The sequence below is a fragment of the Pedobacter psychrotolerans genome (genome assembly GCF_004340665.1).
Taxonomy (GTDB): domain Bacteria; phylum Bacteroidota; class Bacteroidia; order Sphingobacteriales; family Sphingobacteriaceae; genus Pedobacter; species Pedobacter psychrotolerans.
Genome location: NZ_SLWO01000003.1, coordinates 417,881 through 441,155, shown reverse-complemented (window position 1 = coordinate 441,155; position 23,275 = coordinate 417,881). Strand labels below are relative to the sequence as shown.

12 protein-coding genes and 1 tRNA gene are annotated in these 23,275 nt (G+C 36.8%); 2 read left to right on the top strand and 11 right to left on the bottom strand.

Features of this window, described 5'->3' with window-relative positions; translation table 11 throughout:
- Positions 1 to 341: 341 nt before the first annotated feature.
- The 3 genes from EV200_RS09295 to metG all read right to left on the bottom strand — a co-directional run bounded on the left by EV200_RS09295 (position 342) and on the right by metG (position 4,183).
- The gene (locus EV200_RS09295; protein ID WP_132531473.1) at positions 342 to 1,613 is read right to left on the bottom strand and encodes a site-specific integrase; all 1,272 of its coding nucleotides are present in this window, start codon (positions 1,611 to 1,613) and stop codon (positions 342 to 344) included.
- Positions 1,614 to 1,925: 312 nt separating this feature from the next.
- Positions 1,926 to 1,997 (bottom strand) — tRNA-Arg (locus EV200_RS09290).
- Between the two features lie 77 nt (positions 1,998 to 2,074).
- A complete protein-coding gene (metG, locus tag EV200_RS09285) occupies positions 2,075 to 4,183 on the bottom strand; it encodes a methionine--tRNA ligase (RefSeq protein ID WP_132531470.1) in 2,109 nt (702 codons plus the stop codon).
- A gap of 40 nt (positions 4,184 to 4,223) precedes the next feature.
- Here metG and EV200_RS09280 point away from each other — a divergent pair, with 40 nt between their 5' ends.
- Positions 4,224 to 5,123, top strand: a complete 900-nt coding sequence (locus EV200_RS09280; RefSeq protein WP_132531467.1) for a S66 peptidase family protein — start codon at positions 4,224 to 4,226, stop codon at positions 5,121 to 5,123.
- Between the two features lies 1 nt (position 5,124).
- On the top strand, positions 5,125 to 5,532 hold the full coding sequence (locus tag EV200_RS09275; RefSeq protein ID WP_132531464.1) for a DoxX family protein: 408 nt from the start codon (positions 5,125 to 5,127) through the stop codon (positions 5,530 to 5,532).
- A 118-nt stretch (positions 5,533 to 5,650) separates the two neighbouring features.
- Here EV200_RS09275 and EV200_RS09270 read toward each other — a convergent pair whose 3' ends face one another.
- The 8 genes from EV200_RS09270 to EV200_RS09235 all read right to left on the bottom strand — a co-directional run bounded on the left by EV200_RS09270 (position 5,651) and on the right by EV200_RS09235 (position 23,273).
- On the bottom strand, positions 5,651 to 7,282 hold the full coding sequence (locus EV200_RS09270) for a RagB/SusD family nutrient uptake outer membrane protein (RefSeq protein WP_208864529.1): 1,632 nt from the start codon (positions 7,280 to 7,282) through the stop codon (positions 5,651 to 5,653).
- Between the two features lie 19 nt (positions 7,283 to 7,301).
- Complete coding sequence (locus EV200_RS09265) at positions 7,302 to 10,418, bottom strand: SusC/RagA family TonB-linked outer membrane protein (protein ID WP_132531461.1); 3,117 nt, start codon at positions 10,416 to 10,418, stop codon at positions 7,302 to 7,304.
- A 562-nt stretch (positions 10,419 to 10,980) separates the two neighbouring features.
- Positions 10,981 to 12,471: a RagB/SusD family nutrient uptake outer membrane protein gene (locus tag EV200_RS09260; RefSeq protein ID WP_132531458.1), complete on the bottom strand. Its 1,491-nt coding sequence runs from the start codon at positions 12,469 to 12,471 to the stop codon at positions 10,981 to 10,983.
- Between the two features lie 12 nt (positions 12,472 to 12,483).
- Positions 12,484 to 15,645 (bottom strand): SusC/RagA family TonB-linked outer membrane protein, encoded by a 3,162-nt coding sequence (locus EV200_RS09255; RefSeq protein WP_132531455.1) that lies wholly within the window; start codon positions 15,643 to 15,645, stop codon positions 12,484 to 12,486.
- A 263-nt stretch (positions 15,646 to 15,908) separates the two neighbouring features.
- Positions 15,909 to 17,390 carry a RagB/SusD family nutrient uptake outer membrane protein gene (locus tag EV200_RS09250; protein WP_132531452.1) on the bottom strand — a complete coding sequence of 494 codons (1,482 nt, stop codon included), beginning with the start codon at positions 17,388 to 17,390 and terminating at the stop codon, positions 15,909 to 15,911.
- A gap of 12 nt (positions 17,391 to 17,402) precedes the next feature.
- Positions 17,403 to 20,672, bottom strand: a complete 3,270-nt coding sequence (locus EV200_RS09245; RefSeq protein WP_132531449.1) for a SusC/RagA family TonB-linked outer membrane protein — start codon at positions 20,670 to 20,672, stop codon at positions 17,403 to 17,405.
- 361 nt (positions 20,673 to 21,033) lie between these two features.
- Positions 21,034 to 21,711 carry a hypothetical protein gene (locus EV200_RS09240; protein WP_132531446.1) on the bottom strand — a complete coding sequence of 226 codons (678 nt, stop codon included), beginning with the start codon at positions 21,709 to 21,711 and terminating at the stop codon, positions 21,034 to 21,036.
- Between the two features lie 53 nt (positions 21,712 to 21,764).
- Positions 21,765 to 23,273 (bottom strand): SusD/RagB family nutrient-binding outer membrane lipoprotein, encoded by a 1,509-nt coding sequence (locus EV200_RS09235; RefSeq protein WP_132531443.1) that lies wholly within the window; start codon positions 23,271 to 23,273, stop codon positions 21,765 to 21,767.
- Positions 23,274 to 23,275 lie beyond the last annotated feature (2 nt).

The following is a 23,275-nucleotide window of genomic DNA, read 5'->3' as shown; positions in this document are numbered from 1 at the left end:
AACTATATTTTAATGATTTTACTCAACTAAGAAGAATCTAAATTAACATTGCTTCAATATTCAAAGCCTATAACAGCTACATAGCTAACAATCTAGCTAAAAAGCTTCATAACCACATCACCATCCTCCTCCTCTTTATCCTTCTAGAAGTTTCTTCTGTAATGCAGACATCTTAATACCAGTTTAAAAAAACATAAAAAGTAATACTATTAGTATAATAATTATTTATTTTTTAAACCCTTGTGTGAAAATTATCTGCCTAGTGTTGATACAAATACTGGCAATTAGATTAAGATTGACAAGACAAATTACAACCGATTTCCGTTTACATTGAAAGCAATTTATCTAAATAGCTTCATAACTTTCATATCACCAGTATCTTCTTCTTCCTTATGTCGGTCTAAAAGTTTCTCCTGTAATGCAGACATCTCAGTACTAACTTTAGTATCGATAACCTTCGCATAATGCTGTGTTGTTTTTAAGCTATTGTGGCCAAGCATCTGGGATACGGTCTCAATCGGAACACCATTTGAAAGCGTAATAGTCGTCGCGAAAGTATGACGAGCCAGATGATAAGTGAGTACCTTAGTGATGGTACAAAGATCAGCGATTTCTTTCAGGTAACCATTCATGCGTTGATTAGTGAGCACTGGCAGCGCCACTTTTCTCCATCTGCATATCCTGTGATTTTTATACCTGTCAAGAATTACTTTCGCCTCATCCAACAAGGGGATGTGACAGGGAGTTTCCGTTTTCTGCCGTTTGATGAATATCCATAAATTACCGTCATCGCCTCTCGTAATCTGATCCAACCGAAGCTGCTTTACATCAATATAAGAAAGGCCTGTATAGCAACTGAATATAAAAATGTCTCGAACAATGTTTAAGCGTTCGAGTGGAAATTCCCTGCTTTTGATCCGATCCAACTCTTCCATATTTAGAAAAGTCCTTGCCTTAGCTTTCGCAGTATTTCGATAATTTAAAAATGGATTACCAACAATCCACCCGGCACCCAAGCAATACAGCATGATTTTTTTCAGGTGAACAATGTATTTCCGGGCAGACATTGCATTATTTCCCCGATCTATTCTAAGAAATAGCTCATAATCGGTGATAAATTTAAAATCCACCTTTTTGATGTTAATGTCCTGAACCTCATATTTGAGCTGAAGAAATTGTTTAACATGTCTGATGGAACTTTGATAGGTTTGAAACGTAGCATAACTGTATCCTTTACCAATCAGTTTTTCCATATTGTCATTGTGCTTCTGATAAACTCTCAGCAGGCTATGGTTAGACGTATTCTTTCCGGTAAGATGATCCCTCAAGACTACCGCTGTCACCTCATCTTCCTTTTCAACAAGAGTGGTATGAAACCGTCGAACTTTTGACGCCAGCGTATCTAGATAATCATTAAGTTCCCGGATCTCCTCGCGCAGGCCAGTGCCTTTTCCTTTAAGCGCAGACCAGAAGCTGGGAATAATTTCCCTGCCAACAGAATATTCCGAATGTTTTCCTTTCACGGTAATCCGTAAATAGATGGGCATCATCTCGCCCTTGATAAAATTTTTTGGTCTTTTTAGATAGAATAAAAGATGAAAATTGTAACTCATAATGATACATTTAAAATTAAACAAATGTACATTTGAGCCAGTGAGTCATCAAGATGTTCATCAGTCGAACGAGCTGTAAATCAATATCTTACAAAACAATCCAACACCCGAACATTTCGGAATAATTCTGGTTTTGATGTTTCAATCAATCCACTGACCTACAGTGTTTTACAAAAAATAGTCAATTTTCGACTCACTAAAATTAATCATTCAGAATGGTCAAAAACGGGTCTTAATGTGTTATAAAAACCAAAACAAAGTCTTGAAAATCAACGATTTGCGCGACAATGTTCTGGTTTGAATCCAAGGAAGTGGTCCCGACGAGAATCGAACTCATATCTAAAGTTTAGGAAACTTCTATTCTATCCGTTGAACTACGGGACCAAAGGTAATTTTAGATTTGCAGCATTACGATTTTAGATTTCCGAGAACAAAACCTAAAATCGCAATTATTAATGCGCTTATCTGATTACACTACCTACTTCAAATTTTTCGGCAGGTGATACAAAAGTAAGTTTTCCTTCTGAATTTTCAGCCATTAAAATCATTCCTTGTGATAAAATTCCTTTAATTTCACGAGGGGCTAAGTTTACGAGCAAACTCACCTGCTGCCCTATAATTTCTTCAGGCTTATAATATTCTGCTATGCCAGATACAACCGTGCGCTCATCTAAACCCGTATTTACGGTAAGTTTTAATAGCTTTTTAGTTTTTTCAACTTTCTCTGCAGCAGTAATTGTTGCTACGCGGATGTCAAGGGCAGAAAAATCATCAAAATTAATGTTCTCTTTAGCCGGGGTAACTACAGCATTATTGGCTGCATTGGTCGATTTACTTTGGTTGAGTTTTGCAATTTGAAAATCGATCTCAGCATCCTCAATCTTTTCAAACAATAACACAGCCTCGCCGATATCGTGTCCACGTTTGATTAAATTCACAGACCCTGCATCTTCCCAATCATTTCCACCATTTTTTAGCATATTCATCAGTTTCTCTGCTGTAAAAGGTAAAAAAGGCTCTATTAACACCTGAATGTTAGCCGCAATTTGAAGGGAAAGGTGTAAAATGGTCCGCACCCGATCTTCATCTGTTTTGATGAGTTTCCAGGGCTCCGTTTCAGCCAGGTATTTATTTCCTAAACGGGCAACATTCATCACTTCAGATAAAGCCTCTCTAAAGCGATAGTTTTCTATTGAAGCAGAAATCTTCGCCGGATAGCTTGCCAACTCATCAATTACAGCCTGATCGACCGGCGTAATTTCCATACAAGTTGGTACACTTCCATTGAAATACTTATGAGTAAGTACCATTACACGGTTAACAAAATTGCCTAGTATAGCAACCAGTTCATTGTTATTTCTCGCCTGGAAATCTTTCCAGGTAAAGTCATTGTCTTTTGTTTCAGGAGCAGTTGCTGTAAGTACATAGCGTAAAACATCTTGCTTGCCCTCAAACTCACGCAAATATTCATTTAGCCAAACTGCCCAGTTTTTAGAGGTGGAAATTTTCTGTCCCTCAAGGTTTAAAAACTCATTGGCTGGCACATTATCAGCCAAGGTGTAATCACCATGCGCCATGAGCATTGCCGGAAAAATAATGCAATGGAAAACGATATTATCCTTCCCGATAAAATGAACCAGTTTGGTTTCATCACTTTTCCAATACTCTTCCCATCCACATTTATCGCTATCGAAATTATTGATGTAATATTCTTCAGCCTTTGGATTCCAAACATCCAATTTGGCATAATTACACAATTCTTTAGTGGCAGAAATGTAACCGATTGGCGCATCAAACCAAACATACAAAACTTTTCCTTCTGCATCTCGAAGTGGTACACGAACCCCCCAATCTAAATCTCTGGTCATGGCACGTGGCTGCAAGCCCGCATTTAACCAGCTTTGACATTGGCCATACACATTTGGGCGCCATTCTTTATGACTTTCTATATAAGTTCTTAACCTTTCTTCGTATTGATCTAGCGGTAGAAACCAGTTTTTAGTCTCTTTTAAAATGGGTTGATCACCAGAAAGTGTAGATTTTGGATTAATCAGGTCTGTGGCATTTAATGTTGATCCGCAGTTTTCACATTGGTCCCCATAGGCATTTTCATTACCGCATTTCGGACATGTACCGGTAATATATCGATCGGCCAGAAATTGTTTGGCTGAAGGATCATAATACTGTTCGGTAACTTCTTCTGTAAATACACCCTTATCATATAAGGTTTTGAAAAAATCTGATGCCGTTTGGTGATGGGTTTGTGATGAGGTACGGTGGTAAATATCAAAAGAAACACCAAACTCTTTAAATGAATCACCAATAATTTTATGGTATTTATCTACTACTTCTTGTGGTGTGATCCCCTCACGTTTGGCTTTTAAGGTAATCGGCACACCATTTTCATCAGATCCGCAAATAAACTTGACATCGCGTTTATTCGATCTCAGGTAACGGGCATAAATATCAGCAGGAATATAAACACCGGCAAGGTGCCCTATATGAACGGGTCCATTGGTATAAGGAAGTGCCGCCGTTACGGTATATCTTTTTATTTTACTATTATCCAAAACAATTTTTATTAATTTGGCAAAGATAAGTGTTTTGAAGATGATTAAACAGCCCCCATATTTAAAAAAAGGAGATAAGGTTGCCCTTGTTTGTCCGGCGAAGAAATTACCGAAGTCTATTGACACGGCTATAGCACTTTTAAGCCGTTGGGGACTGGAGGTAATTATAGGTGAAAGTGTTTATGCCAGCCATCATCAGTTTGCCGGAACAGATCAATTAAGGGCAAAAGACATTCAGCAGTTTCTCGATGATCCATCTATCAAAGCGATTATTGCAGGCAGGGGAGGCTATGGATCCATTCGGATTATTGATGAGCTGGATTTTACTCAATTTAATTTAAACCCTAAGTGGTTTGTCGGTTTTAGTGACATCACCGTTTTGCTTTCTCATATTATTTCGCAAAGCGAAGTACAATGCATTCATGGCCAGATGCCCTATACATTTGAGGAAAGTACCCCGGAAGCGCTTGACTCCTTAAAGAAAGCCTTATTTGGCGAGCAACAGATTTATCAATACGAAAGTGGATTCCCTAATCGATCTGGTGAAGCAACAGGGCTTTTGATTGGTGGAAATTTAACCTTACTTGCCATGTTACAAGGTTCTGTTTCGGAAATGGATTTTAATGATAAAATTCTTTTTCTGGAGGATGTTGGCGAACATGAATACAGTATCGACAGGATGATGCGAATGCTCAAAAGGGCTGGCAAGCTGAAGCATTTAAAAAGCTTAATTATTGGTGCATTTAATGAAATAGAAGTTGAAAAAATTCCGTTCGGACAAACTGCAAACGAGGTAATTTGGGATATTATACAGGAATACGATTATCCGGTTTGCTTTGATTTCCCTACCGGACATATTGATCATAACCTCACCATGGTTTTAGGAGCTGAGGTATTTTTAAAAATAGAAACACATAACGTTCAACTTAAATATTTATAACATGGCAATTTTTGATAGTTTAGGTAAATACCGGAACACTGGTTTATTAATCATGCGTATAGGCATTGGCATCATGTTTATAGTTCACGGCTTTCCAAAGCTGGCAGGCGGCCCGGCGGGTTGGGCAGAATTAGGTGGCAGTATGAAAGTAGTGGGGGTAAATTTTTTACCTGTATTCTGGGGCTTTATGGCTGCTGTTGCCGAAACCTTTGGAGGCTTTTTACTAATTGTTGGTCTATTTTTCCGCCCTGCATGCATAGCCCTGGTTTTTACCATGATTATTGCAGCCTTGGTTCACTTTGGTAAAGGTGATGGATTGGGTGGTGCCAGCCATGCCATAGAGTTAGGCATTGTGTTTTTCAGCTTAATTTTTATTGGGCCTGGAAAGTATAGTGTGGATAAGAAGTGAGGAAAATTTCCAAAACGACAAAAGCCAGCATTTGCTGGCTTTTGTCGTTTTAAAAGGCTACTAGTCTATCTAAATGGAGGTCACAAACTTTATCTGTAATCTAATTATAAATCAGTTGTTAATAGCCTGGGTTTTGTTGTCCGGCTAAAACAGGGTTTGCCTGAGTTTCAACAGTTGGAATAGGCCAGATAAATCTAAAGCTTGTTGTGGCACCTGTATAAGGAATCGCAGCAACAGATCTAACGCCAGTATATCCTGCCGCTGCATTATATGCAGAGAAAGGTACAGTAGAACTTGTTTTTGCAGGAATACCATTAGGACCATATAGGTTTTCTTTTGCCAGGCGATGGATATCCATCCATCGTTTACCTTCACCTAAAAACTCAATTCTTCTTTCATTGATAATACCTTGAATTAATGCAGCAGCAGTTGCAAAACTGGCAGAAGTATATCTGTCTGCAGCTAATACTGATCTATTTCTAACGGCGTTTAATAAAGCTAAAGCCTGAGTAGTATTTCCTGTTCTGGCATATGCTTCAGAAACGTTTAATAAAACTTCTGCATATCTAATTATCGGATTTGCATCAGTCCAGGTTGCCGGATCTTTGTATTTAGCACTAAAGTAATATTTGGCTGCAACTCCAGTGGCAGCATCAGTTGTTGTCAATAATGTTCTTCGTGTATCTGTTGCTTTCCAAGATGGATCATTCCAGATGATAGGTGATATTACTGCTAGTGCTCTTCCAGGCGCTTTTGAATACATCGTACTTAACGAACCATTGGTTCCTGCATTACGGATCGTTGAATTTTCAATTGAGAAAATTGATTCAGTATTTCCATAATTCGCACCAACACTGGCAAATGGACCATCAGGTGTAGCAGTTAATGCATACCCACCAAGCGCAGTTGGAGAAGTGAAAGTAGTTCCAGCAGCAGATGTCCCTAACTTTGTACCTTCAGTAATTACACCAGCATAATCACCCATATGCAACTTAACTCGTGTTTTTAAAGCAACAGCTGCACCTTTAGTGGCTCTAGTAATTCTAAGAGACGCGGATGATTGCGCAGCTAAATTAGCTTCAGCAAAATCTAGATCTGAAAGAATCAGATCATATCCTTGCTTAACAGTACTGCGTCCCTCATTTTTGTATTGATCTACTAACTCCGGCGTATTAATTCCAACAGTTCTAATTACAACACCCTGATGTGTTGCACCAGAAGTTTCGTTATATGGACGAGCAAATTGAATTAATAACTCATGATAGCTCAACGCCCTTATAAAACGGCACTCTGCTTCACCTGCTGTTGCCACATCAGCTGTAATGGTACCAGCAGCAGCAGCTTCTTTTAATTTAGCTATTACGATATTAGCTCTGTTGATTGTTGCATATAAGCTTGTCCACAATGCCGTATTATTAGCTGTCGTAGCATCATAACTGTTTTCATATGTTACCAAGAAGAATGAAGGGATAGCCATCATATCTTCACCTCTCATATCACCTTGAATGGTGTTTGCAGCACCAAAAGGATACCCACGGTTGGAGTTATCTGTATATGGACTTGACTGGGCTGCACTATATACCCCTGTAATGGCTAAAGCTGCCCGTTGAGGATTAGAATAAGCATCATCTTCAGCGAAGGTATTATCCGGAACAATTTCGGTGTACTTTTTGCAGGATCCTGCAAATAACATTAAGCCTAATAAGGGCAATACCCAAGCCTTTTTATTTTTGAAATATCTATTTTTCATTGTTAATTTCTTTAGTCAGTTAAAATCTAACGTTAGCGCCAAAAGTGAGGGTACGCTGTTGAGGGTTACCATTGAAATCCGTTCCGTATCCTGCAGTAGCCGAAGCTGCTGTATTGGTTTCTGGATCTAAACCTTTATAACCTGTAATTACAAATAAGTTTTGTGCTGAAGCATATAACCTGATGCCACTAACTTTCAATTTACTTACTACACTCTCTGGCAATTTGTATCCAAAGGCTACATTATCCAATCTTAAAAATTTGCCATCTTCCAGGAAACGTGTTGTTGCATCACCATCTCTGTTGATAAATGTAGATCTTCCAAACCATTGTCTTGGTGTTACTCCATCACCAGGATTAGCTACACTCTGCCATCTGCCTAAAATCTCAGTTCCGTTGTTCACGAAATTTTGATTTAACTGATCAACACGTGTTCTATTATAGATTTTGTTTCCACCTTGAAATCTAAGAAACACATTCAGGTCGAAACCTTTATAAGTGAAGGTATTGTTTAATCCACCAAACCATTTGGGCAACGAACTACCTAAAACCTTTTTATCTGTTGAAGCGGATAATATAGCAGAAGCACCAGTTGCACTTGGGTTAGCTGGATCGTATACATTGTATGTTTGATTGGTTACATTACCTTGAATAATTTGTCCGTTACCTTTAACATATAATGGATTACCATTAGCTGGATTTACACCTGCATACTCATATCCATAAAAAGCGTTTAATGATTCACCTACACGAATGATATTATATGTACTGATTTGATCTTGGCCTTCTCTTAAAGATTCTACAATGTTCTTTTGAGCGGTGAAGGTAAAATTTGCATTGTAAGAGAAATTATCGTTTTTAATAATATCACCACCTATTGAAAATTCAAATCCAGAATTTAGAATATTACCTACGTTTTGGGTGATGGTATTACTAGGTACACCTAAAGAAGGTGCTGTAGGTGCATTTTGAACTAAAGCATCTGTATTCTGCCTGAAATAATCAGCAGTTACATTAAGTCTGCCACCGAATAAACCCAATTCTAAACCAACGTCAACTTTCTTTTGAGATTCCCACTGAAGGTTATAGTTACCAATATTACTAAAGCCGATTCCAGGTTGTGCACCATATACAGCTGCATTGTATTGGCCTAAATACCTAAAATTACCAATGCTTACGTTACCTACTTCTGCGTATGATCCACGAAGACGTAAATCAGAAATAAAGCTTAAGCCTGAAGAGTTCTTAAAGAAAGATTCTTCAGATACACGATATGCTGCAGATACACCAGGGAAATAACCTACGCGATTTGCAGCTGGTAGATTAGAGTTTTTATCCGAACGAATAGATCCGCCGATATAATACTTATTTTTATAGTTATAGTTTACACGGGCAAGATAAGATTCTAAAGCCGTTCTTGCTAAACTTCCAGACGCTGTTGGCGTAACAAAAGTACCAGTTACGATATTTTGGTTCCAGTAGATATCTGTTAAATTCGAAACAGAGGCTTGATAGAAGGATGTTCTATCATTTTGAAATTCTTGAACCAATGTTACACTTAAGTTATGTGCATCTGCAAAGCTTTTATTATAAGATAGTACGTTTTGAAGATCCAACCTAATACTTGGAGTAAATGCTTGAGACATACTACCATTGCTACTTACCCCGTCTCCTGCACGAGGATCAGTATAGATAAAGTCATCTACATTTTGATTATCAACACCTACCTGGGTACGGAATTTTAAGCCATCGAAAAGGTTAACCTCTGCATATGCAGTAGCGAGTAAACGATAGGTTTGAGATCTTCTGATGTTATTATCCAATACGAAACGTTGGTTACCAATATTATCTGAGATCGTGATTAAGTTATTACCCCTACCCAATGCAGTTTTATTCGGCGCAATATTGTAACCGGTAACATTTGCATCATCGTAAACCGGTACATTAGGCAACATCCTTAAACCTCCGAAGATATTACCTGATAAGGTATTGCTTCCTGTTTGAGGACCTGTATTATCCTGATAAGTAAAACCAGAGGTTAAACCGAAGCTAAATACTTTGTTTACCTTTTGATCAAAGTTAGCTTTTAAGGAATATCTTTTTAAAGAATTAGAAATGATTACACCTTCCTGATCACTATATCCCAATGAGAAATAATACTTCGCTTTTTCAGTACCTCCAGAAGCAGAAACACTGTGGTTTTGCTGTTGAGCAGTTCTGAACAAATAATCCTGCCAATCTGTGTCCACTATACCGCCTTGCCCATCAGGCATAGAAAAAGCCTGTGGCGCATTACCTGCAGCTACTAAACGCTCATTTGCAATTTCTATAAATTGTGCTGCATTTAGCTGGTCATATCTTTTAGAAACTTTACCAACAGCGTAGTAGCCGTCATAAGTAAAAGTAGCTTGTCCGGCTTTACCTTTTTTAGTAGTAATTAAGATAACACCACCTGCTGCTCTTGACCCATAAATTGCGGTTGAGGCTCCATCTTTTAATACTTCAAAAGATTCAATGTCATTAGGGTTAATATCTGCCAAAGCATTCGATGATGTAAATCCACCAACATCTCCTGAGAAAATAGGCACACCATCTACTACATAAAGTGGTCCCTGACCAGATGTAATGGTATTCGTGCCACGAATACGGACCTGCGCAGGCTGACCTAATAACCCATTAGCAGTAATTACCTGAACACCTGCAGCTTTACCAGCTAAAGCTTTATCAAATGAAGGAATAGCCCTGTCTGTAAATTCCTGAGCAGATACACTAGTTTGAGAACCAGTAACATCTTTTCTATTTACTGATCCGTAACCTACAACCACAACATCAGATAGAGATCTTGCATCATTAGTTAACATTACATTGAGCACATTTGAATTGGCAACAACGCGAGATACAGGCGAAAACCCAATAGACGAAAACTCAATACTTGCACCTGTTGTAGCTCTGATAACGAATTTACCATCAGCACCAGTTGTGGTTCCTCCTGATGCGCCTTTAATTTTTACACTTACTCCAGGAAGCGGCAAACCGTCTTCCTTCCCTGTAACTGTACCAGTAATTGTTCTTTCTTGCGCCATTGCACTGCTTGCAACGAATAGCAATATGAACAAACTTTGTAGAAGTTTTTTCATAAATTAGTTTAGTTTAGTTTAGTTAATGAGAGCACAATATAAAATTTAACAACTTGTAAAGCAAATTTTACAAAACAAATATTAAATGCATTATTAGCTACAACAAAAAGATAACTCTATAAAAAAACCCGAATACATTAAAATAAATGCAATTATTAACTAAATAAGAGTATAAAAATCTATTTGAGCATGTTTTATTTATCGAAGAAGATACAAATACATTAAAGCGGTATTAAAATATTTTATTTCATTTAAAAAGCAATATTATTAGAATAATCGATGATTTAAATAATTAGGTTATATATAATCTTACAAAACCTGTTCTGTAAGATAAAATAATGGTGATTTACTTTTAGTAAGCAAGCTAATTTTCTTTGTATAATTTATTAGTTATTCATCGTGTAATAAAATATAAGCTAAATTAAAAAAGGCTCATTTAAATTTAGTATTTCAGCATTTATCATTAATTCTATAACTCATATTGCAGAAATATGCTCAAAAAAAAGGAGGCTGTTTAAAACAGCCTCCTTTATGATTGTGATATTTATTAATTATGATACGATTACGGGTTTTGTCCCCCAGAACCAATAGCAGGATTTGCATTGATTTCATCTTGAGGAATAAGCCATTGCCACCTTGCATCACCAGGGGTTTCGCTTAGAGTTTGCGCCAAAGCCACTGTATGGTTAGAAAGTGTTCTGTTTAATGGTGCATTTAACCGTTTTAAATCTAAAAATCTAAAACCTTCACCCCAAAGCTCCACACGCCTTTGTACTAAAATTTCATTGATTAGATCATTTCCTGTTTTTGTAGACAAAATATAGCTAGAATTTCTATTTTTCGCGAGCGTAAACAATACATTTTGCGCCGCCGTTGTTTCAGATGCATTACCAACTCTTGCTCTTGCTTCGGCTTCTATTAAATACATTTCAGCAACCCTCATGTGCGGCACATCGCCAACACTTGTGGTTCCTGCAACTAAGAATTTCCTATTCATATAAGGCTTGCGAAGGCCACTTGAAGGAATTGGAAAAGCAGTATTTGTTCCAGTTGGATCCCAAAGACCTCTTCTTACGTCGCCATTTGCAATTTGACTATATAGGGTAGAGTTAATTGCCTTTGGATTACTTCTGATATTAGTGGAAGCAAAGTTAGCTGACATATATGCAAAAAATGAATAGAAAAACTGTGTCTGGTCTTCAACCTGATGACTTCCCCACATCCATTCTGGATTGGTATAATCGTTGAAGCCCTGCAAATACTGAGCATTTGTCATTAGATTAAATCCCGCTCTCGCTTCAGCTGCATTTGTAGCTGCTTTTGTCCAGGCACCTTGAGTTAAAGCCACTCTAGCCCGCAAGCCTTTTGCAACATTCACATTAAAATGTGATGCATTAGGTCTGCCCGATGCTGACCCAAGCAGGGTAACTGCGTTGTCAAGATCAGTATTTACCTGAGCATACACCTGCTCTACACTAGATCTTGGCTGACCTTCAGTTCCACTGGTTAAAATAAGCGGAACACCTAATTGGGTGTTATTAACAGCAGCGTCATATCTTTTGCCAAATAATTGTACCAAAACATAATGTGCCCATGCTCTATAACACAGCGCTTCGCCTTTTATCAGATTTTTATCTGCCTGAGGGCCTTCTGCATTATCAATATTTTCAATAATCAAATTTGCATTTGCGATAACCTGATAATAGAACTTATATACGAACTTTACAGAACCATCAGTTGAGGTTCTATGGCTAATCCACTTATACATGTTATTATACCAGCCATTTCCTCCTGCTGTTTGGACAAGATCCTCGCCCAACATATCTAAGTTGATTTTTACTCCGCCTTCACCACCCTGATCTTGGCTATCATATTGTTTGTATAATGATCTATGGATTCCATTTAATGCAGCCAGTGCATTAGTTGTAGTGGTAAATATTGCAGAATCGTCAACCTGATTGGTAGGTGTTGTTTCTAAATAATCTTTTTTACATGATTGTGCTCCGATTACTAAAAGCATCAATGGAAATATAATGTATTTTAATTTTTTCATTTCTATCTAGTTTTAGAATGCAACATTTAACCCAATACTAACTGTACGTGTTGGTGAGTAGTTATTTGAAGTAACTCCTGTATAAGCATAACTTGGATCCATTCCTTTACGTTTTGACAGTAAAAATAAGTTTTCACCACTAACATATATCCTTGCATTTTTCATGTCAACCTTTGACACCCATTCTTTAGGTAATGTATAGGATAATGTCGCTGTACGTAAGCTTAAGTAAGAAGCATCAATCAACCATCTGCTTGAAGTTACATTATTGTTATTTGATGCTACAACATCTAACCGAGGTACATTGGTATTGTCTCCAGGATTTTTCCATGCATTTAGTGCATCAACATGTAATGCACTTCCATAGTTACTTGAAGAATACGACATTAAGCTGGCATAAGCAGAATCATAAACTTTTCCACCTACCGAATAATTTATCAGAAAGGAGAATTGGAAATTCTTATATCTGATGTTGTTATTGAAACTTCCATAAAAATCTGGTATTGCTGTATCACCAGTATAGTCAAGCAAAGCATTGCTTTGATTAGTTGTATAATCTACTCCATTAATTACTCTTGTTTGTGATGGATTTGAAACAGCAATTTTTGGATCTCGAACATATAATGACAATCCATCCGTAGGATCTATACCTGCCCAGATACGTGTATAGTAATCATAGATAGAATGGCCTACTTCTAACTTTTTTGTTCCACTAATAATACCTGGTTGTTCAGGTGGCATTTGCGTAATCTTGTTTCTGGTTAAGGACCAATTTAAAGTTGCATCCCAGTTGAAATCTTTTTTCTTAATAATATCTCCACCAAGTTGGATTTCAAAACCCCTGTTATACATGGTACCTACGTTTCTTGAAATTGTTGCTATACCTGCAGATACAGGAAGCGGAACATTAAACAATAAGTTACTAGACCTCCTGTCAAATGCTTCAACAGTACCTCTTAATCTGTTATTAAACATGGCAAATTCCAAAGCAATATCAGAAGAATAGTTTGTTTCCCATTGCAAATTAGGAGTTGGCAATGAATTTAATAACAAACCTGGTTCAGCGGCATTATTGTTGTTTAAATTATAAAATGACTGATAGTTATAGTAAGTTTCATTGCCATCTGCATCTAAAATTCTATCATTACCCACAGATCCATATGAAGCCCTTAGTTTTAAATAATTTATGGCACTTAAGTTTTCCATAAACTTTTCAGCGGTTATTAACCATGCACCTCCAACTGAAAAGAAATTTCCCCAGCGGGTTTCTGTAGAGAATTTAGAAGATCCATCTGCCCTGAATGATCCGTTCAAGAAATATTTACCATCGTAATTATAGTTTACCTGCGATAGGTAAGATTCGATGGTATAACGATTCAGGTATGAATTTAGATTACTTGTAGTAGTGAAATTTCCTAATTCGGTATTTCCATCTAAAACCTGTGTATTTCTAGAACCAGTCAAATAATCATATTTAAAATTATAGTTTTCGTGACCAGCAAGCACTTCAATATTATTTTTCGAGAAGGTTTTTGCATACTTTAAAATCTGGTTAAAAGTATAGCTGGTTTGGGTTGCAGCATTTTTAGTTGCTCTACCTCCTGGTGCACCATCTCCAACAATTTTATTGTCATAGGTAGATGCATCATTATTGGTTACGTCAACACTAATTGTTGGTGTAAAAGTAAAGTCTTTTAAAAAACGAACCTCACCATAAGTACGTGCGCTAATTACATTCCTACGGAATAAATCAGAGTTTAATAATGTTTCCTGGATAACATGTCTACCTGGACTTCCACCAGCACCTCTTACCGCACCCAGATCATAAACTTTGTTTCCATTCGCATCTAATACGAAATCTCCACTAGCATTATGTTCATACACTGGATAGATCGGACCAATGTTTCTTGCGAAGAAAAATATATTGTTATAAGAACTGGCTCCTGTACTTGCCTGATTAGATTTTGTAATGTTTGCCGATAAATTTAACCCTGTTTTAAACCAGCTTAACGGAGTTGTATTAACATTTACACGACCTGTATACCTGCTGAAATCTGATCTTACGACATATCCTTTATCATTTAGATAACCAAAAGAGGCAAAATAATCAGATTTTTCGTTCCCGCCACTATAATTTAGATTTACATCGGTTCTTTTACCTAAACGCTCTAATGGCTCAGTCCAATCGAAGTCATTATACTTTAAAGCTGCATTTGGATTAATCGATCCATCTGCACCGACAATCGCGTTATCAGCTACATTAAATGGGTTATATCCCAATAATCCTTTGATTGCATTACTTGCCGCTGCACCAGCTGCTGCAGGTGCTTGTCCGGTTCCAGATGCCGGATAAACCAAACTATTTCTGTAAGCCTGCCAAGCCAGTGGATAATATTCAAATGCGTCAACTCTATCATATTCAGGAATACCGCGAGTGCTAAAACCCTGACTAAGCGCTAAATTTAAGCTTTCTTTACCCTTTTTACCTTTTGAAGTGGTGATAATGACTACGCCATTTGCAGCCCTGGATCCATAAAGTGCAGAAGATGATGCATCTTTCAATACAGAAACATTCTCCACATCATTCATATTTAAATTTGCAATTGAACCATCATATGGCACACCATCCACCACGTATAATGGTGCGCTTGAAGCATTAATGGAGCCAATACCGCGAATTCTAATTGAACCACTCGAGCCAGGCTGTCCGCTACCAGCAGTTGACTGAATACCTGGGGCCATTCCAGACAAGGCGCTATTCACATTGGTGAGTGGCCTGTCTTCTAAATCGGCTTTACTGAGCTGAGCTACCGATCCTGTTAACGCCTCTTTCTTTTGTGTTCCGTAAGCAACTACCACCACATCTGATAATGACTGAGCATCATTCACTAAACCAACATTAATTATACTGGAGGAAGTAACATTAATGGTTTTGGTTGTAAAGCCTAAATAAGAAAACTGCAGGCTTTGAACTGAGGAAGAAATTCTGATTGAATACTTACCCTCGCTATTGGTTACGGCAACGGTTTGTGCACCTACAGCTTTAACACTAACACCGGGTAGAGGAATACCATCTTCTGTTGACGTTACTGTTCCATTAATTGTTCGGTCTTGAGCCATTGCATTAAATGCAAAAAACATAAGCACGAACAAACTTTGTAAAAGTTTTTTCATGAATTTAAATTAGTTTGTTTGATTAATTGAATTAAATCGCAATTTATAACATATCAAAAAAAAATACGCAACATTTCCAAAATAATAAAAACATTTAACGCCAATATAAAAGGTATTTACATTAAAATGATAAAATATTGAATCCTTTTGATTGGTATCTAAAGTCCTGTCCAATGTTAGAATTTAATCACTATCAGTTTTTTTAAATGCAAAACGCCAACTTTCTTCGAAAGTTGGCGTTTTGCATAAATTATATTATTACGCTATTTGTTAAGATTTGGATTATTAATAACCTCTGCCTGTGGTATTGGGAACGTTAATTCATCAGCATCATAGGCAAATGTGTCGCCAGCAAAGAACAAATGGTTTGTTCCTCTAGTAATAGAGTGTTTATTTCTTTTCATTGCTAAATAAACCTTGCCCTCTCCCCAAAGCTCAATTCTGGTTTGTTTATAAATTTCTTCTTTTAAATCGTTACCACTTAATGCATCTATAAAATTAGGGTTAGAAACACGCTCAATTAAAAGTTTCTTGAGCTCCGTTCTTGCTGGTGCATCCTGATTTAATCTCGCTTTAGCTTCTGCATTTAAGAGGATCATTTCTTCAACACGCATATATACATAATCAGTAATAACCGTCCTTTGCCCCCCTTCAATCCTTGCAGGATCAAAGAATTTTCCAGTTGGAAGAAGACCACCATAATCAGCATTATCATCAAACTGTGCTTTACGGGTATCTGTAGCCGGAATAGAAGCATATAATTTATCATCTATAAATTTAGGATCTCCTGCCCATGCATAGCTATAGGTAAAAATATCGATCTGTCCCCACCAAGAAATTAGATCTAAATTACTGGAAATCTGAAGATCAGCTCCCCACATCCAGTTAGCGCTATTTGGCAGATTATTAAATCCATCGGTAGTCACATTCGCTTTAGCTAAAACCGGAAATTTTGGAATGATCTGATCAGTTAAAGTAACCACCTGAGCTAAATCTGCAGCAGTACCGCGAGCAGCATAAACATAAGCCAGTAGACCTTTTGCTACATCAGCGTTAATTTCTCCCTTACCAGTTCTGCTGTAATCTGCTAACAATGTTGAAGCGTCAGTCAAATCTTTGATCATTTGATCAAAAATAACAGCAGATGTAACCAGTGGTTGATTGGTTGTTTTAGCATCGGTGTAAAGGGGTAGAATTCTTTCAGATCCCGTTCCATAACCCTGGGGGGCATAAAACTGAGTAAGATAAAAATAGGCATAGGCCCTCATGGCTTTTGCCTGCCCCATACTGTATGCTAAAGTTTTATTAGTAAATGTAGCGTTGTTACCACCTAAAACATCTATTAAAGAGTTAGCACCAAAAATAATTTTATAATAATAACGCCAAGGAATGTAGGCGGCATTTTGAGTGAAATCTTTTGTAGCCTGATATCTAACGACAGTGCTATACCAGCCATAATTAAGTGATCCTAGCGCCATGTCTGATGCTAACATATCAGAATAAATATCATAGCCTTTTTGGCCAAAATCATCATGACCTGTTGTACCACCTGTACCGGTATTATACATGCTCGAATACAGTCCCCGTGTATAAGCATTTAATACGGTAGGATCTCTTAAAGCTTCTTCACTAATTTGTTCTGGTGAAACTTTTTCACTTGGTCTTTCGTCCAGGAAACTTTTTTTACATCCACTTGCCAATACCAAGAGTGCAAATGCGATATATATATATTTAGTATTTTTCATTTTAGTTTATTATTAAAGCTTAACTCTTAAACCTGCAGAAATAGTAGATAATGGCGAATATCTGTATGTATCACTACCTCCAGTTTCGGTACTGTTAGCTGGCTCTGCAGTCATTGGATTTAATCCCGCACGAGCTGTACCTAAATAAAGATTGTCTCCAGAAACCCATAAACTTAAACCTGCCAAACCTAATTTATCAGTGATTTTTTTCGTGAAAGTGTACCCTAAACGTACGTTATTAAGTGAAAAATAATCTGCCTTTGTAATAAAACGAGATGATGCTGAATTTACGTTTGCATCTTGGTTGTTAGAAATTCTAGGAACAATTCCATCACCTGGCTGACTTGGAGATTGCCATCTGTTTAAGATGTCTTTATGCCAGTTATTGTTGGCAATTAATCCATTACCCATTAAACCTGCGTAAGCACCATCATAAACATATCCACCTAAACTATAAAGCATTTGAACGCTTAAATCAAACCCTTTATAACCAGTACTCAAATTAATTGCACCTCTTACATCAGGAATTGCAGAGCGACCGTCATATTGCTGGGTAGCATTTTGATAGGTTTTTGTAGTGGTTTTCTTTAATTGACCTTCTTTATCAGGATTAGCAGCTAAATAAGAACTTAACGAACCAATATACTCACCTGCCTGATTTTCTAATAAACCACCATCTGGAACACCATTGTTATTAGCATCAAGATAATAAGCTTCCCAAGTAGATTTACCATCTGCGGCGTCAACTCCTGTATACTTACGTACATAGAAATCATAAATTGAATGTCCAACAGACCAGGCGTAGTTGCCTTGAACATCAATTGGTTTTGGTAATCCCGTTGATGGATCAATTGGCATTGCAGTCATTTTATTGGAGAAAATTTCACCATTAATTCCTAAATCAAGATAAAAATCCTTCTTTTTAAAGATATGGCCAGTTAGGTCAAACTCTACCCCTTGATTTCTTAGTGAACCTCCGTTAACTTTAACAATAGCATATCCACTTGATGGACCTATTCTTCTGTCAAAAATTAAATCATCTGTATTTTTCAAATAATAATCAACGGAACCTGTTAAATAAGTGCCTAAATTAAATTCAACTCCTGTTTGGAACATTTTTGAAGTTTCCCAGGTTAAATCAGGGTTACCTACCAAATCAATTGAAAGACCTGGCTGGTCATTTACGTTATCAATATTGAACGTATTGTATCCTGGATAATATCCAACACCACCTTGATCACCAATTAAACCATAACTCGCCTTCAACTTTAGTGAGCTGAAGATATTTTGAGACTTCATGAATTCTTCACTAGAAACCAACCATCCTGCACCTACAGATCCAAAAGTTCCCCATCTATTGGTTTTAAATCTAGATGAACCGTCTCTTCTTAAACTTCCTGATAAGAAATATTTCTTTTGATAATCATAGTTAATCTGACCAAAATAACTTTCTAATTTATATTGCTCACTATAAGAGTTACTTGGATTAGTTACTGTGCCATTATTTAGATCTTCAGAATCATTTAAAACTAAATTATATCTTGAAGCTTGTAAGGTTTTTAATTTCCAGTCAGTTACTTCATGAGCAGCTAATGCCTCAAAACTATTATCGCCGAATGTTTTCTTATATCTTAACAAATTCAAAAGATTATAAGACATTAAGCTAGTATTTTCTAAATAGATTGCACCTCCTTGAGAAGCAGCAGAACCATAATATTTATTATTTCTAGTTACACTCTCATTGTTATAGTATTGTAAACCAAAAGTATTTTCGAAAGTCAAACCTGGAATAATTTTAGCTGTTAGAGAAACATTTCCGTTTAATTCGTTTCTATCATCTCTATCTGTGTTATATTGAGTGTCAGCGATTGCATTGGTTAAAGAACCAAATCTTCTACCTGCATTACCATAATCGTATTGATTACCACCAAAAACCGGGTCTTGAATGATACCTCCAGTTGCATCCCTTAAGAAAAGTGGATAAATTGGAGGAATATTATCAACAAACCAGAAAACGCTTCCAGAATCTGAAGTTTGACCACCAAAGTTTCTTTTTGAGTTGGTATAGCCTAAATTCATGCCACCAATTAACCAAGGTTTAACTTCATGCGTTAAGTTTAACCTTGCATTCAGGCGTTTATAGTTAGATTTTATTGAGTAACCGATATCATCTAAATAGCCAAGAGATGTAAAATAACTGGTTTTATCAGAGCTGCCACCAATTCTCACATTTACTTCTGTACGGGCCGAGTTTTGAAATGCATAATCTTCCCAGTTTTCAGGATCAAATTTTCTAGTTACACCAGATCTTACTTGTCTTGTAGCTGGATCAATCAAATTAGCACCCGTAGAATTCCAAATGTTAGATGCAGCTGGTAAGCCGCCAGCCGTTGGGCCAAAAATTCTATTGTTAGCATATGTAATTGCGGCTGCATCATTCAATGGAGTTGCTAAACCTCTACCTTGATTATATAAACCTTCCCATGCTAAACCAATAAATTCTTCTGGAGATTTGATTACATCATAACGTGGCAATAATGCCATGTTTGTTCCAAAATTTACATCCCCTTCAATGAAGGAACTTTTACCTTTTCCTGATCTGGTTGTGATTAAAATTACACCGTTTGAACCTCGTGAACCATAAATAGCCGTTGCAGCCGCATCTTTTAACACAGTTGTCGATTCGATATCGTTGATATTAACAGAATTTAAACTTCCGTAAAATGGAACACCATCAACAACATATAAAGGGTCGCGGTTACCTGACACTGAGCCAATACCCCTAATACGAACTTTTGCTTCAGTACCTGGCTGGCCACTTTGCGTTATTACACGTACACCAGAAACCTCACCAGCTAATGCCTGAGATAAATTGGACACTCTCTTATTTCCCAATTGTTCTGCACTAATGGTTTTTGCCGAACCTGTAAAAGCTTGTTTTGTAGTCGTACCGTAACCAACAACAACCACATCAGTTAATGTCTTAGAATCTGCTACTAAAACAATATTTAAAACAGTTTTTGTAGAAATAGTCTGCTCTTTAGTTACATACCCAATATAGCTGAATTCTAAAGTATTAGATCCAGAAGGAATACTTACAGAATACTTACCATTGGAATCCGTTACTGCACCGGCGGAAGTACCTTTGACTTTTACGGTTACCCCAGGAACTGGCAATTTGTCGTCCTGTGAAGTAACTGTACCAGTAATTGTTCTATCCTGAGCCATCGCAGTAAATGCAACAAACATAAGGACAAACAAACTTTGTAGAAGTTTTTTCATGAATTTGAAGTTAGATGTGATTATTTTTAGGGTAGCAAATGTAATATTGCAAAACTATTATTTAACACATTTTAACAACTCATAGAAACAAATGACATTTATATGTTAAACATATAATTAAACTTCCTTGTTGTACACCCATTAAATTTTAATCCAACATTTATTTGAAATCATATCATTGTATTAACTTATCCGAATAGATTGTTTATGGGTAAAAATGACCTATTAAATATTTATTTATACTAATATCTATATGTAGCTGTATTGCAATCATCATAAGTAATCTATTGTTTAACAGACAATTACGGGATATTATACATATAATAAACAAATAACAAAACTTATAAGTTCTGCCATTTATTTATAAACCTGAATAAAATTCCAATACCTTTATTAAATCATCATCATTTTTTATATCTAGTTTTTGGTTCTTAATATACTCTATAACAACTAACGATGTCTCTCCAAAAACCTTTTGTAAGGATTTAATATCTCTTTTGAACTCCGTTATCCTAAACCCATCATAAGTAAAATACTTAAGTCTATTAATAATTGTCTTGGTAACAGTAGCGGTATTGAATGCTCTTGATTCTTCTACCCTTTTATAATTCTTCTTCAGCAAGTTTATTTTTCCATTGTGAAGGATTTCAAAAAAAGATCTTTCACTAGACTTGGCTATCGCTGGAAAACCGTTCTTGAAAAAATGTTTCTTTAAATTTCCAGATGTGTTTATATTGATTTCAAATTGTGAAACCTGTACGGCAAAACCAAGTTCCTGTCCATCATTTGAACGAAATAAAAGTTCATCTGTAAGTTCATCATATTTAAGTTCGATATCTTTAATTGACGTACCGTTAACATCTTTAACAATGCCTTTGCTCCAAACATCACTGAAGAAAGCACTGCCAACATACTCACTATATTGTTGTGTCCTCAAAGGTGTTTTCCCAACAACATTTTTCAAACGAAGAATATCCTGTTGAGCAAAACTATGTTGTAGGCTTAAAAGAGTTATAATAAGGGATAATATGTTTTTCATTTATTTTTAAATTAAAAAAGGGAGCTTTAGTGGCTCCCTCTAATTGATTTTTACTATGGATTTGGTTTATCCCACCACATCCTGGTGTTAATATTATCAGGTCCTTGCTGCACAAGAACTGCATCATAATTAGCTTTGTTCGAAGTTTTATCGGCTACTGGATAAGCCTGTCTTCTTGGAATACCGCCGCCACTATTTGTATTTCCAGAACCGGGGGTTAATACCGGAAAACCTGTCCTTCTCCATTCAGACCATGCTTCCCAACCATTAAGAAACAGATGAATCCATCTTTGAGTTGATATCTGTTGAATAGCTGTTGCTGGTACATAAGCAACGCCAGTTTGATTTTTAAATGTTGCATTAGGCACACCATAAAGTTCTAATGATGCATCTATACCTTCATCATAAAATGTTTTAGCCGAAGCATCACCACCAGAAATCCATCCAAGTTTAGCTGCTTCTGCTTTTGCAAAACACACTTGGGCATAGGTTAACCAATAACCAGGGGAATCCTGACTTCTAAAAGCAGTACCTAAACGGCTATAAACATTTGGAATATTTACTTGTGTTGTTCTACCATATTCCAAACCCCGGATTGTTCCATTTGGAAGTGTTTCGGCAAAAACTGGCAATCTAGGATCAGTTCCAGATCCATTTGCCCTCATGTAACGTACTAAAGGTTCACTTATTGCAAAATCGTTTCTATTTGAAACAGAGTAATTTACATACCAAGGATTATTATTAATTGGATCTCCAGATAAATAAGTATATGCAACATCTTCGCCTGCTCCAATAACATCAGGAAGAGCAGCGTTAAACTCTGTAGCAGCTAAACCGCCAGCTGCAGGATATAACTTGGATAACCTCAAGGCCATAAATAATCTTTGAGTAGCAGCAAACTTTTTCCACATTGCCATATCTCCATTTAGTAGAATATCTCCTTGCATACCAGAACCACCATCTATTTGTGCTGCCGCTTCCTTAAGCTCTTTAAATAAATCTGCATAAATAAGTTCTTGCTTTTGGTACTTCGGTGTCAGAATAGTGGCCCCTTGAAGGGCTTCCTCATATGGTAAATCCCCCCATCTGTCAGTAAGCTTCCAGAAAACAAATGCTTTCAGTATTCTAGCTGCTGCAAGCTGATTATTTTTAGATCCATTTGCCGTTACTTCGGCTTCGAGTCCTCCTGCATTATTTGAATCAATTATTTTTTTAAGATTGATTAATGCTCCTGTGTAATATGCCCAATATGATTGTCCTGCGGCGGCGTCGGCGTAATTGGAACTGGTTAAATATGGGCCTTCAGACATGTGTTGTGCCCAAATAAAGCCTACATTATTGCCAATTACCAAAGCAGGCAGAGTTTGTGCCTGACCTGTTGTTGTAGTTACAGATCCTGAAAGTGCCTGTAGTGAATTTGTAAATAGAGATTTTGTTGTAGGATTTGGCACTTGCGTTGGGTCGATATTCATATCCCCAAAATCACCAGGCTTCTTACAGCCATTCAGCACCACACTTGTAAAAACAAGTGAGAGTGCTATATATTGTTTTATCTTAGTCATGA

Excerpts from the sequence above, each read along its gene's own strand:
- EV200_RS09295 (WP_132531473.1), bottom strand. The coding sequence starts at position 1,613 with ATGAGTTACAATTTTCATCTTTTATTCTATCTAAAAAGACCAAAAAAT.
- EV200_RS09250 (WP_132531452.1), bottom strand. The coding sequence starts at position 17,390 with ATGAAAAATACTAAATATATATATATCGCATTTGCACTCTTGGTATTG.
- EV200_RS09275 (WP_132531464.1), top strand. The coding sequence starts at position 5,125 with ATGGCAATTTTTGATAGTTTAGGTAAATACCGGAACACTGGTTTATTA.
- EV200_RS09235 (WP_132531443.1), bottom strand. The coding sequence starts at position 23,273 with ATGACTAAGATAAAACAATATATAGCACTCTCACTTGTTTTTACAAGT.
- EV200_RS09255 (WP_132531455.1), bottom strand. The coding sequence starts at position 15,645 with ATGAAAAAACTTTTACAAAGTTTGTTCGTGCTTATGTTTTTTGCATTT.
- EV200_RS09265 (WP_132531461.1), bottom strand. The coding sequence starts at position 10,418 with ATGAAAAAACTTCTACAAAGTTTGTTCATATTGCTATTCGTTGCAAGC.
- EV200_RS09240 (WP_132531446.1), bottom strand. The coding sequence starts at position 21,711 with ATGAAAAACATATTATCCCTTATTATAACTCTTTTAAGCCTACAACAT.
- EV200_RS09245 (WP_132531449.1), bottom strand. The coding sequence starts at position 20,672 with ATGAAAAAACTTCTACAAAGTTTGTTTGTCCTTATGTTTGTTGCATTT.
- EV200_RS09260 (WP_132531458.1), bottom strand. The coding sequence starts at position 12,471 with ATGAAAAAATTAAAATACATTATATTTCCATTGATGCTTTTAGTAATC.
- EV200_RS09270 (WP_208864529.1), bottom strand. The coding sequence starts at position 7,282 with ATGAAAAATAGATATTTCAAAAATAAAAAGGCTTGGGTATTGCCCTTA.
- EV200_RS09280 (WP_132531467.1), top strand. The coding sequence starts at position 4,224 with ATGATTAAACAGCCCCCATATTTAAAAAAAGGAGATAAGGTTGCCCTT.